General features: G+C 45.9%; 16 protein-coding genes. All 16 read left to right on the plus strand.

Annotation, left to right across the window (positions count from 1 at the left end; genetic code table 11):
* Positions 1-164: 164 nt before the first annotated feature.
* The 16 genes from HNR77_RS10455 to kduD all read left to right on the plus strand — a co-directional run bounded on the left by HNR77_RS10455 (position 165) and on the right by kduD (position 18,941).
* A complete protein-coding gene (locus HNR77_RS10455) occupies positions 165-1,148 on the plus strand; it encodes an ABC transporter permease (protein WP_184183395.1) in 984 nt (327 codons plus the stop codon).
* Between the two features lie 15 nt (positions 1,149-1,163).
* The gene (locus tag HNR77_RS10460; RefSeq protein WP_184183398.1) at positions 1,164-2,066 is read left to right on the plus strand and encodes a carbohydrate ABC transporter permease; all 903 of its coding nucleotides are present in this window, start codon (positions 1,164-1,166) and stop codon (positions 2,064-2,066) included.
* Between the two features lie 205 nt (positions 2,067-2,271).
* A complete protein-coding gene (locus tag HNR77_RS10465) occupies positions 2,272-3,957 on the plus strand; it encodes an ABC transporter substrate-binding protein (RefSeq protein ID WP_184183401.1) in 1,686 nt (561 codons plus the stop codon).
* A 399-nt stretch (positions 3,958-4,356) separates the two neighbouring features.
* A complete protein-coding gene (locus HNR77_RS10470) occupies positions 4,357-6,057 on the plus strand; it encodes an ABC transporter substrate-binding protein (protein WP_184183405.1) in 1,701 nt (566 codons plus the stop codon).
* Between the two features lie 64 nt (positions 6,058-6,121).
* Positions 6,122-7,834 (plus strand): ABC transporter substrate-binding protein, encoded by a 1,713-nt coding sequence (locus HNR77_RS10475; RefSeq protein ID WP_184183408.1) that lies wholly within the window; start codon positions 6,122-6,124, stop codon positions 7,832-7,834.
* Positions 7,835-8,190: 356 nt separating this feature from the next.
* Positions 8,191-9,537 carry a GH1 family beta-glucosidase gene (locus HNR77_RS10480; protein ID WP_184183411.1) on the plus strand — a complete coding sequence of 449 codons (1,347 nt, stop codon included), beginning with the start codon at positions 8,191-8,193 and terminating at the stop codon, positions 9,535-9,537.
* 376 nt (positions 9,538-9,913) lie between these two features.
* Positions 9,914-10,177, plus strand: coding sequence for a hypothetical protein (locus tag HNR77_RS10485; protein ID WP_111268361.1), 264 nt, complete (start codon positions 9,914-9,916; stop codon positions 10,175-10,177).
* A 321-nt stretch (positions 10,178-10,498) separates the two neighbouring features.
* Positions 10,499-11,473 (plus strand): ubiquinol oxidase subunit II, encoded by a 975-nt coding sequence (cyoA, locus tag HNR77_RS10490; RefSeq protein WP_184183414.1) that lies wholly within the window; start codon positions 10,499-10,501, stop codon positions 11,471-11,473.
* A 21-nt stretch (positions 11,474-11,494) separates the two neighbouring features.
* Positions 11,495-13,465, plus strand: coding sequence for a cbb3-type cytochrome c oxidase subunit I (locus HNR77_RS10495; protein WP_111268363.1), 1,971 nt, complete (start codon positions 11,495-11,497; stop codon positions 13,463-13,465).
* Positions 13,466-14,086 (plus strand): cytochrome o ubiquinol oxidase subunit III, encoded by a 621-nt coding sequence (gene cyoC / locus HNR77_RS10500; protein ID WP_111268364.1) that lies wholly within the window; start codon positions 13,466-13,468, stop codon positions 14,084-14,086.
* 1 nt (position 14,087) lies between these two features.
* Positions 14,088-14,417 (plus strand): cytochrome o ubiquinol oxidase subunit IV, encoded by a 330-nt coding sequence (cyoD, locus tag HNR77_RS10505; protein WP_111268365.1) that lies wholly within the window; start codon positions 14,088-14,090, stop codon positions 14,415-14,417.
* A 363-nt stretch (positions 14,418-14,780) separates the two neighbouring features.
* On the plus strand, positions 14,781-15,764 hold the full coding sequence (locus tag HNR77_RS10510) for a zinc-dependent alcohol dehydrogenase family protein (RefSeq protein ID WP_184183426.1): 984 nt from the start codon (positions 14,781-14,783) through the stop codon (positions 15,762-15,764).
* Positions 15,765-15,845: 81 nt separating this feature from the next.
* Positions 15,846-16,292, plus strand: coding sequence for a hypothetical protein (locus HNR77_RS10515; protein WP_184183430.1), 447 nt, complete (start codon positions 15,846-15,848; stop codon positions 16,290-16,292).
* A 157-nt stretch (positions 16,293-16,449) separates the two neighbouring features.
* Positions 16,450-17,289 (plus strand): 5-dehydro-4-deoxy-D-glucuronate isomerase, encoded by an 840-nt coding sequence (gene kduI, locus HNR77_RS10520; protein ID WP_145406005.1) that lies wholly within the window; start codon positions 16,450-16,452, stop codon positions 17,287-17,289.
* Between the two features lie 61 nt (positions 17,290-17,350).
* Positions 17,351-18,109 carry a DeoR/GlpR family DNA-binding transcription regulator gene (locus HNR77_RS10525; protein WP_184183433.1) on the plus strand — a complete coding sequence of 253 codons (759 nt, stop codon included), beginning with the start codon at positions 17,351-17,353 and terminating at the stop codon, positions 18,107-18,109.
* 79 nt (positions 18,110-18,188) lie between these two features.
* The gene (gene kduD, locus HNR77_RS10530) at positions 18,189-18,941 is read left to right on the plus strand and encodes a 2-dehydro-3-deoxy-D-gluconate 5-dehydrogenase KduD (protein ID WP_111268370.1); all 753 of its coding nucleotides are present in this window, start codon (positions 18,189-18,191) and stop codon (positions 18,939-18,941) included.
* Positions 18,942-18,986: the final 45 nt, after the last annotated feature.

Genomic DNA, 18,986 nt, shown 5'->3' on the forward strand with positions numbered 1-18,986 from the left:
TCTGCGTTGGTTAGTTTAAATTATCACTAATTTTAACGGTCTAATGTCTTGTTTTAAAGGGGAATATCTAATTTCTATATGATTTTCTCTAAAATCCAGATGGTATTTTGGAAACGCTCTATCGATTATGATTATTTTATAAAAACAGAGGAGGGGGAACGGAGATGGAAACGCTAACAAAGAAATCCGCTTCCGCGAGAAGAAGCAGTGACCCCAAACCGCCATTGAAGCAGCGGCGAAACGGAGTTTGGGACAGAATAAAACAACAGAAGTATCTTTATTTGATGTCATTGCCATTCGTAGCTTGGGTTTTCGTATTCAACTATCTGCCACTGTGGGGATGGACGATGGCTTTTCAAAATTATAAACCGGCCAGGTCTTTCGGAGATCAGCAGTGGGTCGGGTTTAAACATTTTGCAGAATTGTTCAGTGATGACCGATTCTATCTGGTTCTTCGTAATACACTTGCCATGAGCTTGATGGGACTGATCGTCGGTTTTGTCGTGCCGATTGTTTTTGCCATCCTGCTGAATGAAATGAGAGGTATGTTCTTCAAACGGGCTGTACAAACCGTATCTTACCTTCCTCACTTTGTATCCTGGGTTGTTGTGGCGGGCATTATCACCAAAATGTTGTCCACGGACGGCGGGATTGTCAATGATCTTTTGATGGGTCTGAATATTATTGATCAGCCGATACAGTTTATGGCAAAGGGGAATCTGTTCTGGTACATTGTCACCGCTTCAGATATGTGGAAGGAAACCGGCTGGAATGCGATCATCTATCTGGCAGCCATAACGGGGATTGACCAGGAGCTGTATGAGGCTTCCCGTGTGGACGGTGCGAACCGTTTCAGACAGATGTGGCATATTACATTACCAGGCATTCGGACAACTATCTCGGTATTGTTTATTATGTCCATCGGACATCTGATCAGCATCGGCTTCGAGAAGCAGTTCCTGCTCCAGAACAGCCTGGTACTCGATTACTCAGAGGTGCTTGATCTATACGCGCTCAATTACGGTTTGAATATGGGGCGTTTCTCGTATGGTACAGCAATTGGTATATTCAACTCCGTTGTCAGCATCATCCTTCTGTTTACGGCAAACGGCTTGTTCAAAAAATTCACCAAAGAAAGCATCATGTAGGGAGGGGGAGACATTATGGCGAACAAAGCATTCAATGCCACACGGGGCGATAAAGTGTTCGATATATTCAATATCCTCGCGATGACCATGGTGCTGGTTGTAACACTCTATCCATTTCTTAACGTACTGGCGATCTCGCTGAATAACTCGGCCGATACAGTACGTGGCGGAATCTATTTGTGGCCGCGCGAATTTACGCTGCAGAACTACCAGACCATTTTTCAATATGACGGCTTGCTGCAAGGTTTGAAAATCTCTATCATGCGTACTCTTGTGGGTACACTGCTCGGTCTGATCAGCTCATCCATGATTGCTTTTACACTGAGCAGACCTGATTTCGGTCTTCGGAAATTTGTTTCCACCACGTTGGCGCTGACAATGTACTTCTCCGGGGGTCTGATCCCGGTATACATTCTGATGCGTGACCTGAATCTGATCGGTACCTTCTGGGTATACGTACTGCCGGGTATGATCAGCGCCTGGAACGTATTTATCATCCGTTCATTTATTGACGGTTTGCCTTATGCCTTGCAGGAATCAGCCAAGCTGGACGGTGCCAATGATTTTACAATCTATTACCGCATCATTCTTCCTTTGTGCAAACCGGTACTTGCCACAATCGCTTTGTTCCTGGCTGTAAGTCAGTGGAATGCCTGGTTCGATACGTACCTGTATAATGGCTCGAAGGCACATCTGACTACGTTGCAATACGAGCTGATGAAGGTGCTGCAAAGTACACAGCAAGGCTCGGGAGCCGGACGGAATGCCAATGATATGGCGCAGCAGATGGCACAAATTTCACCGGAATCCATCAAAATGGCGATTACCATCGTTGTAACGGTTCCGATTCTGATCGTGTATCCATTCCTGCAAAAATACTTTGTGGGTGGCATGACACTTGGGGCGGTAAAAGCATAGACCTTGATACCGATGTAAAGACTGGCCTAATAATGGATTGTAAACCTATAATAGAGTACTTATATAGAGAAGCTCAGGGTATCCCGGCTGCTGCCATACGCTAAAACTTTCAGTTGTGGCGGCAAAGCAGGGGAATCATGAAGCTAAGAGAGGAACAGAACAGTTCCGTATAAGACAGACGTATGAAATAGGGAGGATTACCATTATGTCCAGTTTGAAAATGAAGGTCGCACTGGGGCCGCTCCTGGCTTTACTTTTGATTACATCCTGTGATGGAGGCGTCGGCGGTAAATCGTCACTTACGAATACTAGCGGAGCGCCGTCTCCACTTGCGTTCGATTTCTTCAGTGTAGATCCAAGTCCGAACTGGAATGGCATGAACGATGACGTTGGCAAAGTTATTACAGCCAAAACAGGGGTAACCCTGAACGGAGAGTTTGCTGTGAGCGGGGGACAGGACAGAATATCCCTGATGGCAGCCAGCAGAGACTTCCCCGATATCGTTTCACCTAAAGGGGAGCTTAGCAAGCTGGTGGATGCTGGGGCAATGGTGGATCTGACGGACCTCATTGAACAATACGCTCCCAATCTGAAAAAGCTATATGGTAATTACATGAATCGGCTGAAATACAGTAATGAAGATCAGGCAATATATGTGCTGCCGACGTATTATGCGGTGGACCAGACCTATTTTGATGCAGGCGGGGGATTTGGTATTCAGCATCGAGTACTGAAAGAGCTTGGTTACCCTCAAGTCCGCACCCTTCAGGATTACGAAAATGTATTGCGAGCTTACAGTGAGAAGCATCCTGTAACGGACGGTCAGCCCACCATTCCGTTAACGCTGGATGCAGAGGGCTGGAGAATTATGATCACTGTCACCAACCCGGCATTTCTCGCAACAGGTGCACCGGATGATGGTGAATACTGTATCGATCCAAAAACCTATGAAGCGATGCTGCACTATAAACGCCCGGAGGAAAAGGAGTACTTCCGCTGGTTGAATCATATGTACAACGAAGGTTTGCTTGACCAGGAGAGCTTTGTCCAGAAATCGGACCAGTATAAATCCAAAATTGCCAGTGGACGTGTACTGGGAGTTATTGATCAGGATTGGGGATACGCTGATGCAGTGGATGAACTGAAATCTGCGGGCAAAGCAGAATCAGCCTATTCCCATTTCCCGGTTACTCTGTCCGAAGAGATGAGAGATCATTCCTTCCAGAATCCCGGTTTTGTATCGGGCTGGGGAGTAGGCATTACTACAGCAAACCCTGATCCTGTGAGAACGATCAAGTTTTTTGATTATTTGGCTTCGGAGGAAGGGCAAGTGCTGATGAACTGGGGCATTGAGGGCAAGCATTATGAGATCAAGGAAGGCAAGCGAGTAATTCCTGCGGCTGTTCAGGATCAGAAAACGAATCATGCGTCCAAGTTCCAGAAAGAGTCTGGCATTGGATTATATAAAAATATGTCCGGACGGTATGGAGACGGTGTGAAGGACTCCACGGACAATTATTTTACGACCAACTTTCCTGAACAGATTGAAGCGGGATACACCGAAGCAGAGAAGGAAACGCTGCAAGCCTATGGTGCATTGACATGGAAGGATCTGTTCCCGAGCGAAGAGCAATTCCCGGTCAAACCGTGGGGAGCAGCATACAACATGCCCGCACCAAGCGACTCCGAGTATATGGTCATATTCCAGAAAACACAGGACATTATTCGCAGACGGATTCCCGAAGCGGTGCTCAGCTCACCCGAGCAATTTGATGTAATTTTTGATGGCATGATTACAGAGCTGAATCAGGCAGGAGCAGAAAAAATGGAAAAACAATATACAGAGCTGATACGAAATCGTGTTCATTTATGGAAGGATAAACCGAGCTAGAGAGCTATACGTTTGTCCATTTTGAAAATAAAATAAAACCCAGAAAATTGGGTTTATTTTATACAGAAAACGTTTTAGTGAAACCGTTTTAGAAATTATATTTTAGCTATTGACAAGGGATTTTTATGATATTATGATACAATTATGAAAGCACTTACAAAAACTTGTACAAATATATATTTATTTACCCAAAACAAAGATAATGGACAAATCTGGACATTTATGAAGATCGTTAATCATTAAGGTCAAAGTGTAACCCCTTCTTCATTTGAAACAAGTAAGCGCTTTTAATTTTATTGAATCTGAGAACATCACAGGATTCACCCGAATGACGGTATAAGCAGGCACAGCCTGATGTACAAATACACAGCTTCATTTTATCCAAAAGGGGGATTATACATGAAGGGCAGAACACCAAAAACATTTGCAATGCTTCTATTAGCCAGCGCGCTTGCTATCACAGCAGGATGCAGCAGCAGCGGAGAAAAAACAGCTTCAGAGAAACCGGTGGACACGGGGGATACAACGACTCCGATCACACTTACATTCTTTGGCGCAGACGCTAGTCCGAACTGGAACAACATGAAAGACGCTGTCGGGCAAGAGATTACCAAGGCAACAGGAGTTACAATTGAAGCTGAGTTTGACGTAAATAATGGTGGCGAGCAGAAGATTCCGCTTATGGCTGCCAGTGGTGACTACCCTGATATTATCTATCCTAAAGGAAACCTTTCGAAGCTGGTGGATGCAGGTGCAATGCTTGATCTGACCGATCTGATTAATGAGCATGCGCCCAACCTGAAGAAAATCTACGGTGACCAGATGAACCGACTGAAATACAGTAACGAAGATCAGGCGATCTATACGATTCCAACGAACGTGGGCGTAGACAACGTCGTATTTGACGCTACAGGCGGGTTCGAAATCCAGCAGAAAGTGCTGAAAGAGCTCGGTTACCCTGAAGTGAAAACACTCGAAGATTATGAGAACGTGCTGCGAGCCTATTATGAGAAACATCCGACCATTGACGGTCAGCCCACCATTCCGCTCACGCTGAATGCAGACGACTGGAAGATTATGATTACGGTTACAAATCCGGCTTTCCAGGCAACGGGCGCACCGGACGATGGTGAATATTATATTGATCCCGAGACGTATGAAGCGAAGCTGCATTACAAACGTCCGGAGGAGAAGGAGTATTTCCGCTGGCTGAACAAAATGTACAACGAGGGCATGCTGGACAAAGATACCTTTGTGCAAAAGGATGACCAGTACAAGTCCAAAATTGCCAGCGGCCGTGTGCTGGGTTTGATAGACCAGGAATGGAACTATGGCGAAGCCGAGAATGCTTTAAAATCAGCAGGTAAGGATGACAGCACTTATGCGCACTTCTCTGTATCCTTGAACAAAGACATTGTGGATCATACGTTCCAGCCAACCGGCTTTGACGGTTACGGTATCGGTATTACAACGTCTGCAAAAGACCCGGTACGCATTATTAAATTCATGGATTGGCTTGCTTCTGACGAAGGTCAAGTGCTCAGAAACTGGGGTATAGAGAACCAACACTACAAGGTGGAAAATGGAAAACGCATCGTACCTGAGGATGTTCAGGATCGTAAAATCAATGATAACTCCGCGTTTACCAAAGAGTCAGGTATCGGAATGTATAGCATTTTCAGTGCCAGATATGGTGATGGGGTGAAAGATTCTACGGACAATTATTACACAACGAATTTCCCGGAGCAGATTCAGGCTGGATATACAGCAGCTGAGAAGGAAACGTTGAAGGCCTATGGCATTACAACCTGGAAGGACTTCTTCCCTTCTGAAAAAGACCTGAAGCTGAAGGATTGGGGAGCAGCATATAACATGCCTGTACCTTCTGATACGGAGTACAATGTCACCTTCCAAAAAACACAGGACATCATCCGTAAACGAATTCCTGAAGCAATTCTGGCGAAGCCGGATCAATTCGACAAGCTGTATGATGGACTGCTGGCTGAACTGGATAAAGCCGGTGCGGTGGAGATGGAAAAACAATATACCGTCTGGATCAAGGATCGTGTAACCCTGTGGACAGGGAAAGACGTAAGATAAGTGGTATCCTCAGGCTTCGGCCTGTTATACAGATAAAACCTTCATACTTAGGGGGAAATAGACAATGAGAGGCAAAATGAAAGGCAGAATAACAGGTAAGTCACCCAAAACGTTTGCAATGTTAATGCTTGCCAGTGCAATGCTGGTGACCGCTGGATGCGGCAACTCCGGCAGCAAGGAGACAAACACTGAATCCAGTGGAACAGACCCGATTACGATCTCGTTCTTCGGTGCGGACCCAAGTTCGACCTGGAACAATATGCAGGATGCTGTCGGCAAAGAAATTACGAAGCAAACCGGTGTTACCATTGAAGCTGAATACGATGTGAATAACGGCGGTGAACAGAAAATTGCGTTAATGGCAGCAAGCGGTGACTACCCTGATATGATTTTCCCCAAAGGAAATCTGTCAAAGCTGGTGGATGCGGGCGCCATGCTCGATCTGACGGATCTGATTGAGGAACATGCGCCAAATCTGAAAAAAATTTATGGTGATCAGATAAACCGTCTGAAATACAGCATGGAAGATCAGGCCATCTATACGATTCCGACCATTACGGGTATAGACAACGTCGTATTTGACGCTACAGGCGGATTCGAAATCCAGCAGAAAGTGCTGAAAGAGCTCGGTTATCCTGAAGTGAAAACACTCGAAGATTATGAGAACGTGCTGCGAGCCTATTATGAAAAACATCCGACCATTGACGGTCAGCCCACCATTCCGCTCACGCTGAATGCAGACGACTGGAAGATTATGATTACGGTTACAAATCCGGCTTTCCAGGCAACGGGCGCACCGGACGATGGTGAATATTATATTGATCCCGAGACGTATGAAGCGAAGCTGCATTACAAACGTCCGGAGGAGAAGGAGTATTTCCGCTGGCTGAACAAAATGTACAACGAGGGCCTGCTGGACAAAGATACCTTTGTGCAAAAGGATGACCAGTACAAGTCCAAAATTGCCAGCGGCCGTGTGCTGGGTCTGATTGACCAGGAATGGAACTATAGTGAAGCGGAGAATGCACTGAAGTCAGCAGGCAAGGATGACAGCACATATGCTCACTTTTCCGTCTCGCTAAACAAAGACATTGTGGATCATACGTTCCAGCCAACCGGATTTGACGGTTACGGTATCGGTATTACAACGTCTGCAAAAGATCCGGTACGCATCATCAAATTCCTGGATTGGCTTGCATCGGATGAAGGCCAGGTGCTGCGGAACTGGGGCATTGAAGGCGAGCACTACAAAGTTGAAGATGGCAAACGTGTCATCCCGCAGGATATTCAGGATCGCAAAGTGAATGATAATGCCAATTTCACCAAAGAAACGGGCATTGGAATGTACAATGCTTTCAGTGCTCGATACGGTGATGGGGTGAAAGATTCTACGGGCAATTATTACACAACGAATTTCCCTGAGCAGATTCAGGCTGGATATACCGCGGCCGAGAAGGAAACGTTGAAAGCGTACGGCATCACAACCTGGAAGGATTTCTTCCCGTCTGAAGATGAGCTGAAGCTGAAAGAGTGGGGCGCTGCTTATAATATGCCTGTACCTTCAGGCACCGATTACAGTGTGAAGTTCCAGAAAACACAGGATATCGTGCGCAAACGTATTCCGGAAGCGGTGCTGACTACAGCAGCGAACTTCGATGCCACGTATGATGCGTTCCTGGCTGAACTGGATAAAGCAGGTGCAGTGGAAATGGAGAAACAATACACGGAATGGATTAAGGATCGTGTAGCTCTCTGGACAGGAAAAGATGTAAAATAATGATCTGTAACATGTAATACCTTAACTGGTTTAGTAGTGATCAAGAGCGCATTATATTCACCAAAAAAAGACCCTTTACGGGTCTTTTTTTGATAATGGTGAGGCAGGGCATTGACGCCTTTTTTTGAATCGAATATAATCCTCTTATTGAAAGCACTCTCAGGCATGGAAAAGCCTTCAAATGCTGTGCAACCAATATAGTGGTAGCATCAAACAGGCAATATGTTTTGTTCAACCTATTTCGAAAACGTTTTAGGAAACTGGTTTCGTAGGCTTCGAAGAAACCGAAAATATGATAACGTGAACGCAAAAATTAGAAAAGCTTGCGAGTCACATCAGAGACGGAGGATTTTATTATGACTATTTTCCAATTCCCCAAAGATTTTCGCTGGGGCACAGCTACGGCATCCTATCAGATTGAAGGTGCTGCGCAAGAGGGAGGACGTGGTGTTTCGATCTGGGATACCTTTGCACGTACACCTGGCAAGGTGTTCAATGGTGATAATGGGGATGTAGCTTGCGACAGCTACCACCGTTACGAGGAAGATATTGAGCTGATGAAAAAGCTCGGCATCAATACATACCGCTTCTCCATAGCATGGCCGCGTATTATTCCGGATGGGGATGGAGAGATCAACCGTGAGGGACTTGATTTCTATGTTCGCTTTGTCGATGCCTTGCTGGAGGCGGGAATTGAACCTTTCCTCACGCTGTATCACTGGGACTTGCCGCAGACACTTGAGGATGATGGAGGTTGGGGAAACCGTAGAACGGTAGATGCCTTTGTCAAATATGCCGAGGTAATATTCAAAGAATTTTCAGGCAAAATCAATTTCTGGCTTACCTTTAATGAACCTTGGTGTATTGCCTTCTTGTCCAACATGCTGGGTATTCACGCACCTGGTAACAAAGACTTGCAAACCGCAATCAATGTGGCTCACGGCCTGCTCGTAGCACACGGTAAAGCGGTTCAGTCCTTCCGCCGCATGGGCATTACCGGGCAGATCGGTATAGCTCCAAACGTGTGCTGGGCCGAACCTTATAGCAAGTCTCCTGAGGATCAGGCTGCTTGTGACCGCTCCATTGCATTGAACACGGACTGGTTCCTTGATCCGATCTACAAGGGCTCCTATCCACAATTTTTGGTTGACTGGTTTGCAGAAGCAGGAGCAACGGTTCCGATTCAGGACGGGGACATGGAGATTATCTCGGAGCCGATCGACCTGCTAGGTATTAATTATTACACGATGGGCATTAACCGTTTTAATCCAGAGGCGGGTGTGCTTCAGTCGGAAGAATTGAACATGGGGCTGATCAAAACGGATATTGGCTGGCCAGTGGAATCACGCGGACTTTATGAATTCATGCATTATTTGCAAAAGTACGGCAACGTGGACGTGTATATTACCGAAAATGGCGCATGTATCAATGATGATCTCGAAAACGGTAAAATCAATGATGATCGCCGAATTTCCTATTATGAGCAGCACTTGGCACAGATCCATCGTATTATCAATGATGGCATTAACCTGAAAGGATACATGGCCTGGTCCTTGATGGATAACTTCGAATGGGCTGAAGGATACCGGATGCGCTTTGGTCTCGTGCATGTCGATTACCGTTCGCTTGTTCGCACACCGAAGGAAAGTTTTTATTGGTATCAGAATGTGATTAAAAACAATTGGCTTGAAATCCGGAACTAATTGGTTATTTGTACAAGAATAAGTTTCTTCTATTATATATAGGTATATTTCAGACTCCTAGACGGCTTTATCGGAATCATCCGATGTGCCGTCTTTTTGTTGTAGTTCCGTCGTAAAAGGAAGGGGCGTTGTTACAGGTAAACAAGAAAGTTATTTACCGTTCAAAAGGAACAAGCAATAATTTCTGTTATGAAATGAGGGTTTTTGGGTTATAAGAAGTAAAGGTGAAGTGTTTTTAGTTTTGTCAACAATATTTGGATAAATAAAGTGTCTAAAATAAGAAATAAATTTGAACATTTGTTGACTAAAATTCATACTAATGTGGTATATTGGTATTAGGAAAGCACTTACAAAAAGGGAAAAGGAAGTGTTTACTATGGCATCGAAAACAGCAATGGTCAGCCAATTAGAGCGTAAAGATAAAAATATGCGGCGCGCAGTTTTGACAATGACAGTTCTGGCATGGGTCGCACTGATTACCGGAGTTGTACTGTGCCTGATTAATTTAAATGATTTTAATGATCGTAATCTGGGGTTGATGGTGGGAATCGGATTTCTCGTCGGCAGTGTTTTCATCTACGTCATTGCCAAAGCCATTGGCTTGGTTCATACTCGTCATGAAGATGAAGGAGCGGATTAATTATAATCTTGCGAAAGATCGTCCATAATAAGACTGGAGTATTCCCTGAAATCCAGTCAATAAAGCCCTTTGCGGATTCGTTGACCATCGTTCAACGGGACTGCAAAGGGTTTTATTTTGTGACTCGAAGTGTAAAGATTACGATGTGCAAATATCAACCGATCCAGCGATTTGTGAGAAAAAATTCACACATTTAGGGTGTAAAATCGACAAATTTGTTAACAAGAATAAAAAAGTCACTCGTTTCTGATATCTTTAGTAGGAAGAGAGTAGTATACTGATTTTTTAGTATTAGCGAATATTTGAGGAGAGGGGATCAAAATGAACAAGAAACCTAGGTCGCTGATTCGGATTATCATTCCGGTTGTCCTGACGTTGGTTACAATTGCATTGATTGTCTGGCCAATGATGGCAGGCGGGCAGTATGTTGTTCTGGATCCGAAGGGGCCTATCGGCGCTTCGCAAAAAGACTTGATTATCATCTCAACCATTCTTTGTGCGATCGTCATTGTTCCTGTGTTGATTTTGTCTGCTGTAATCGTTTGGCGTTACCGCGACAAGCCGGACAATAAAACTGCTTATGAGCCGAACTGGGCTCATAGCACAAAAGCGGAAGTGGTGTGGTGGACGATTCCAATCGTTATCATCGGACTTCTGGCCATCGTTACTGTACGTTATACGTACGATCTGGAACCTTCGAAACCGTTGGTTCACGAAGAGAAAGCACCAATTACGATTCAGGTATCTTCACTGGATTGGAAATGGCTGTTCCTCTATCCTGAGCAAGGCATTGCAACAGTTAATACGCTGAATATTCCGGCAGATCGGCCTGTGAAATTTGAGCTCACTGCAGATTCACCGATGAACTCGTTCTGGATTCCGCAATTGGGTGGACAGATTTACACGATGTCAGGAATGGCGATGACGTTGTATTTGCAAGCCGACCACGAAGGTAAATACTGGGGTTCTGGCGCTAACTTCACTGGTGAACACTTCGGACAGATGCGTTTTGATGTAAATGCAACTTCGGATGAAGAGTTTGACACATGGGTGAAGGAAGTGAAACAGCAATCTCAACCAATGACACAAGAAACGTATGATGCTCTGGCTAAGCCGGGAACAAGCAACGTTGCTTATTTCTCTGAGTTCCCAGAGGGCTTATTCCAGAAAATCGTGACTAAATATGTTGTTGACGGTAAAAGTGCTCACAGCAAGCATGAAGGTTCAAGCTCGAACGAATCTGCTGCTGGAGACAAATCCTTGTCTGTACCGAAAGTAAATACAAGTACGAACTAAAGATTGGAAAGGAGGCCCCCAATGTTAGAGAGATTAAAAGAGTTTGCATCGGAGTTTTTCGTTACCGGCGACCCGCTGATCTATGGAGCAGACGTGGCTATCGGGATTACGATGATTGCGATCGTAACGGTGCTGACTTATTTCAAAAAATGGGGCTGGCTCTGGCGTAACTGGTTAACTACTGTCGATCACAAGAAGATCGGTATTATGTATATCATTGCTTCCATTATCATGTTGTTCCGTGGTGGTGTGGATGCATTGATGATGCGTCTGCAGCTGGCTATGCCTAATATGGATTTCTTACATCCAGAACACTATAATCAGGTCTTCACAACACACGGTACGATCATGATCCTGTTCATGGCGATGCCGTTTATGTTCGGTTTGTTTAACGTCATTGTGCCGTTACAGATCGGAGCAAGGGACGTTGCATTCCCGTTCCTGAACGCACTGAGCTTCTGGTTGTTCTTCCTGGGCGCAATGCTGTTCAACCTGTCCTTCGTTATCGGTGGTTCACCAGACGCAGGATGGCTGAGTTATCCGCCTCTATCGGAGCTGTCACACAGTCCGGGGGTAGGACAGAACTTCTATATATGGGGTATCCAGATATCGGGTATCGGTTCCCTGGCGACCGGTATCAACTTTATGGTTACCATCATTAAAATGCGTGCGCCAGGCATGAAATGGATGAAACTGCCGATGTTCACCTGGTCGGTATTCTCCACTTGTATCATTATCCTGTTTGCATTCCCGATCTTGACTGTGACACTGGCATTGCTCTTCCTCGACAGGTTTGCGGGGGCGCATTTCTTCACACTTGATCTGGGCGGCAACCCGATGATGTACATCAACTTGATCTGGATGTGGGGTCACCCTGAGGTATACATTGTTGTCTTGCCGGCATTCGGTGTATTCTCCGAGATCGTAAGTACGTTCTCACGCAAAAAATTGTTCGGTTACAAATCAATGGTATTCGCGATGTTGATTATCAGCTTCCTGTCCTTCTTCACATGGGCGCATCACTTCTTCACGATGGGCTCTGGAGCAGACGTCAACGCATTCTTCGCGGTTACAACGATGTTGATTGCAATTCCGACAGGGGTTAAAATATTTAACTGGCTGTTTACGATGTATCGAGGAAGGATTCGCATGGCAACTCCGATGATGTGGACGATTGCCTTTATCCCGTGCTTTATCGTCGGGGGGATGACAGGTGTCCTGTTGTCCGTTGCACCTGCTGACTTCCAGTTCCACAACAGTTACTTCCTGATTGCCCACTTCCACCAAGTATTGATCGGTGGCGTTGTCTTCGGATACTTCGCAGGTCTGTACTACTGGTGGCCTAAAATGTTCGGTTTCCAACTGGAAGAGAAACTGGGCAAATGGGCATTCTGGACTTGGAATATCGGTTTCTATGTCTGCTTCATGCCGCAGTACGCTGTCGGTCTGATGGGTATGACACGTCGTCTGAGCACCTATGGCTGGGATACCGGCTGGTGGGAACTGAACTTTGTTTCCACAATCGGCGCATTCCTGATGGGTGTCGGTTTCTTGTTCCAGGTTGCACAAATTGCAGACGGTATTCGCAAATACAAAACACTCAAAGCTTCTGGCGATCCATGGGATGGTCGTACACTTGAGTGGTCGATTCCTTCACCAGCTCCAGAATACAACTTCGCCGTTACACCGCGCGGAGATGATGTGGATGAGTGGTGGGAAGAGAAAGAACGTCGCGCGAAAGGCATCTATCCGCCTGAGCCTGTATATGAGCCAATTCATATGCCTAAGAATTCTTCCATTCCGTTCATTATGTCTGTCTTCTGGTTCGTAGCCGGTTTCGGTTTCGTCTTTGGATGGTTGTGGATGGCAATTCTCGGACTCGCTGGCGTGGGTATCTGCATGATTGCTCGTTCCTTCTCTTACGATACGGATTATTACATTCCGGTCGATGAAATCAAGCGTACCGAAGCGTCGTTAAGGGGGTCGGTATAGATGGCTCAAGCAGCCGCTAAGCACGGTGAGAATCATGCACACGGTCATGACCATGGCCACCATGATCCACAAGAAATGAAAATTCTCGGATTCTGGTTCTTCCTGATTTCCGACGTGATCCTGTTCTCCGTATTGTTCGCAACCTTTATTGTGTTGCGTGACAATACGGCGGGCGGACCTATCTTGTCTGAATTGATCAAAATGCCTGGTGTTATTGCTGAAACATTTATCTTGCTCACAAGTTCATTTACGAGCGGACTTGCGGTTCTGGCAATGAATCAGGGCAAAGTGAAACAATTGATTAACTGGCTGATTGTTACAGCGGTTCTCGGTGCGAGCTTTATCGCACTGGAGGTATATGAGTTTGTTGAGATGGTTCACGAAGGATTCAGCTACACAACCAGTGCGGCGTCCGGCGCGTTCTTTACCCTGGTGGGTACTCACGGACTTCACGTATCGCTCGGTCTGATCTGGATGATCGGATTGATGTTCCAACTGAAAAAACGGGGTATTACCGATGTAACTCGCGGTAAAATCAACGTAATCAGCTTGTACTGGCACTTCTTGGACGTCGTATGGATTTTCCTCCTGTCGATCGTCTATCTCCTGGGGGTGATGTAAGATGGCAGGACACAACTCACATGATACGCACGGTCACGAGCAGCATGGATCATTGAAGTCATATGTTATCGGCTTCATCCTGTCTATCGTTCTGACCATCATTCCTTTGGTTGTAGTACTGAACGACATGATGGGCAAGACTGGAACACTGATTGTTATTCTTGGTACAGCAGCTTTGCAGTTTGTGGTTCAGCTCTTCTTCTTCATGCACATTCGTGAGACAGAGCAACCACGCTGGAACGTTATGGCCCTGATCTTCGGCCTGCTGATCATGATGACCATCGTCATTGGTTCCATCTGGATCATGCTTAACAACGCAGTTGCACATTAATATGTTCTAATCGAGAATCTTCCCGTCTGAAGTTAGGTGGGGAGGTTCTTTTTTTGTTTCTATTGAACTAAAGAATTTACACAAGCCACTCCGTTGACAGAATAACCTGGGGATAAAGGCGAAGCTTATGCTTTCGATGTAGCTTTCTTTCAGAAAGCTTTTAGCTCCGCTTTTTCAGGTTTTTTCTGTCCTCTCCGTTAATGTGTAAAAGAATATTTTAACTTATATAGCTATACTGTAGAGTGGTTACATAAAAGCTTGCTTGGAAGTTAAAAGTGATTTTGTGTTAGGATATTTATAATCAATGGGAGGATAACCCATTTAAAGTAATGTATAGTAATGAAGTGATAGGGGCGATTACTAGTGAGAGCAAAAGTTATACGTTATCATCGCTTTGGCGCACCAGGCAGTGTGCTGCAGGTTGAAGAAAAACAAGTAATAAAACCTGCTCCAGGAGAGTTGATGGTAAGGATGTCTGCTCGGCCTATCAATCCATCTGATCTTATTCCTGTTCGAGGAGCATATCCACACCGTACTATGCTGCCTGCTGTTCCAGGTTTTGAGGGGGTAGGGGTAGTTGAGGCAGTGGGGCATGGAGTATCCAATCAAATGCTGGGTCGTCGTGTTTTACCGTTAAGGGGTGAGAATACTTGGCAGGAGGTCGTGAAGACCTCAGCCAGACATGCCATCATCGTACCTGATGAAATTGGTGATTTCTCCGCCAGTCAGATGTACATTAATCCGATAACCGCATGGTTAATATGTACCCGGGTTCTGAACCTTACAGGTGGGAGCACTTTACTTGTCAATGCGGGGGGATCAGCAATCGGACGTATCTTTGCACAACTTGCGAAGATTATAGGCTTTAGGATGATAGCGCTTACAAGAAGTGATCATTATACTGCTGATTTACATCGGTTAGGGGCTGATTCAGTTCTAAATTCCACGGAGGGATTGTTACAAGAGAGGATCGCAGCTTTAACAGAAGGCCATGGTGCTGACGCCGCTGTGGACTGTATTGGAGGAACTGACGGAGAGCAGTTAGCGGGTTTTCTTAGAGTCAATGGAATGATTATAAGTATTGGACTGCTGTCAGGCGTTACACCTCCATGGCATGAAATAGCCCGCGAGGCACAGGTGCATGTTAAACTTTTTTGGCTTAAACATTGGGTAGAACAGTGTTCGCAGGAGGACTGGGAACAGATGTTTCATGATGTGATGGAACTGGTTAGTACGGGGAAGTTATGCATGGCGGACGTTGGGGCAATCTTCGAGTTAACTGATGTTTATCAAGCTATTGCTAAGGCTGAATCAGGTATTAAAGGAAAAGTATTATTGAAGAGTTAGAGGTGATTACTTATGAGGCTTTTGAAGAAAGCGCTATATTTAGGCATGTTGTGTATGGTCTTGGCTTCATTATCTGCATGCTTGCAAAAAACGGAGAGTGAACCTGTTACAGACGATTCGGAGCCGAGTCCTCCGGCAATGGAAGTTTCCTTGCAGGAAGCGGAAGCCAAGGTTCCTTTTCCAATCAGACAGCCTGTAGTACCTTTTGAAGTAACTGAGCAATCCACAAGGATTCTGGAAACCGATGGAACATATGATGCGGTTGAACTCACTTATGCGAATAAGGAAGAAGGTACAAATCTCATTCTCCTGATCACTAATTCCAAAGCCGATACACCTCCAAAAGGCAAGAAGGGGCAGCCGTTGGCGAATGGTTCACCAACGTGGGATCAGAGCAACGAAAACGTAAGTGCCATCTATTGGAGATATGAAGGATTAACCTATGCTCTTGTTTCGGGAAAAAATAACAATCTTGAACCGCTGTATGATGACGCGACATTAAAGGAAATAGCAAATACGATCCAATGATTTTAAACATTTTATAAAATAAAGGTACACAAATGGCATAAAATGAACTAAAATGAACTTATATAAACTTTAATGAACATCAATGGAACATCATCAAGGTCAGAAGACGTCAGGCGCACATGAACTCATTTCACAAGACGAAAGGAATGGATTACAGATGGAAAACCGTTATGCAGCACACCCGAATGAAGTCAAAAAATATGATACAGCTCGTTTGCGTGAGGAATTCCTCATGGAGCAATTGTTTGCGAAGGATGAACTGGTAACTGTATACTCCCATGTGGATCGTTATATCGTAGGAACGGCTGTAACTCAAAGCAAGGACATTACCCTTGAAGTAAACCTGAAAGATATCGGAACGGACTTTTTTCTGGAGCGCCGTGAAATCGGTATCATTAACGTGGGTGGACAAGGTACAGTGACAGCGGATGGAGAAGTGTATGAGATCGGGGCAAAAGAGTGCCTTTATATCGGTAAAGGGGTTAAGGAAGTTGTGTTCAAGAGCAATGGTACAGAGCAAGCGGCTCAGTTCTATTTTGTCTCCACACCAGCTCACCATACCTATCCGACGGTAAAAGCAACTCAGGAGCAAGCACAGCCGAACCACCTCGGCAGCATCGAAAGCTCCAACGAACGTACCATTTATCGTTACATTCACCAGGGCGAAGGCGGAATCAAGAGCTGTCAGCTGGTGATGGGGATCACGGAGCTTAACAAAGGCAACATGTGGAACACGATGCCAGCGCATACGCACAACCGTCGTTCCGAAGTATACTTGTACTGGAACCTGCCTGAAGATGGCGTAGTATTCCACATGATGGGTGAACCGGATGAAACGCGTCACCTCGTTGTGCGGGATCGTCAGGCGATCATCTCTCCAAGCTGGTCCATTCACAGCGGTGTGGGTACAAGCAACTATACATTCTGCTGGGCGATGGCTGGAGAAAACCAAACGTTCGAGGATATGGACGGCGTAGCAATGAAGGACCTGAAATAAGAAATTACAGATGTCTGAGTTAATTTGACAGGGTAACTCGGAGGTATAGGAAGTTGATTAGATGAATCCATTGAAACGACATGAGAAAATAATGGAGGCTCTGCTGGAGCGCCAGGAGGTCACGGTCAGTGATCTGAGCGAGCTGCTGCAGGTGACAGGCAAGACGGTACGTGAGGATCTCGATAAGCTGGAGAGCATGGGGCTGCTTGTGCGTGTGCACGGCGGGGCGATGCTGGCTCAGAACGACCAGTATGGGATTTTGAACAGTCGGGGAGCGCTGGAGAAACATCAGTCCGAGAAAACGGAAATTGCCGAGCGTGCTCTTGCGTACATCAAGCCTGGTGATATTGTAGCGCTCGATGGCGGAAGCACCACGCTGGAGATGGCAAAGCGGCTCGATAACCAGCCGCTGACGGTCATCACGAGTGATCTGTACATCATTGCGGAGCTAACCAAAAAGGAGCAGATCAGGCTGGTCGTGCCTGGTGGCGCACGTGTGCGCAATATGCTGGTAGGTGACGATACAGCGGCATTTATTTCCGGTCTGAACATTCACAAAGCTTTTATCTCAACGACGGCACTTCACCCCGAATTCGGGCTGTCCATCTATACAGGGGATCTGGTTCCGTTGAAAAAAGCAATGATTGCCGCCGCACAGCAAGTATTTGGTGTGGTGGATCATTACAAGTTCGGGCAATTTGCTCTTCGTACCTTCGCGCAGTGTGCTGAACTGGACTATATTATCAGTGACGGGCATCTGGATGAAGAGACAGCGGCGCTTTACAGGCAGAGTGGTGTCCATGTGGATTACCAAAGTTAACTTCATGAATCTTTAACGGTATTAAAAATAAATAATGATGTTGTTGTTTGCATATCAAAGACATGCGGAGGAATCATTCATGAACCCATTTGATTTAAGCGGACAAGTTGCAATGGTTACAGGTACTTCAGGAGGACTCGGTCAAGGAATGGCTGTCGGTCTCGCGGAAGCGGGCGCTGATGTGGTGCTGGTTTCCTATTCCAAACCTGCCGAAACGGCAAGTGCAATTGAAGCGCTGGGACGCAAAGCGTATATTATTGAAGCTGATCTGAGCAAGGAAGAGGAACTGTCAGCTGTGTTCGAAAAAGCACTGTCATTCCAGGGCAGAATTGATATTCTCGTCAACAATGCCGGTATCATTCGCCGTACTCCGGCAGCAGATCACGCACATCAGGACTGGCATGACGTCATCGCCTTGAATCTGAATAGTGTATTTTTCCTGAGCCAGCTGGCGGGCAGACATATGATCGAGCGCGGAAGCGGTAAAATCATTAACATCGCGTCGATGCTTTCTTATCAAGGAGGCATTAATGTACCAGGATATACAGCGAGTAAACACGGTGTCGCCGGATTAACGAAGGCACTCGCCAATGAATGGGCGGGCAAGGGCATTCAGATTAACGCGATTGCACCAGGTTATATGGAAACGGATAATACAACGCAAATTCGTGCCGATGAGAACCGTTACCGGGATATTACGGCGCGTATTCCAGCAGGCCGTTGGGGTACACCAGAGGACTTGAAAGGCCCGGTTGTATTCCTGGCTTCGTCCGCATCGGATTATTTGAACGGTCACGTACTGAATGTGGATGGCGGATGGATGGCGCGCTAGGCCATGATCCGATTCCAAAATCCATTTTGCAGAAGGAGGCAGTGA

It is taken from the genome of Paenibacillus sp. JGP012 (assembly GCF_014203995.1).
GTDB classification, from domain to species: Bacteria; Bacillota; Bacilli; order Paenibacillales; family Paenibacillaceae; genus Paenibacillus; species Paenibacillus silvae.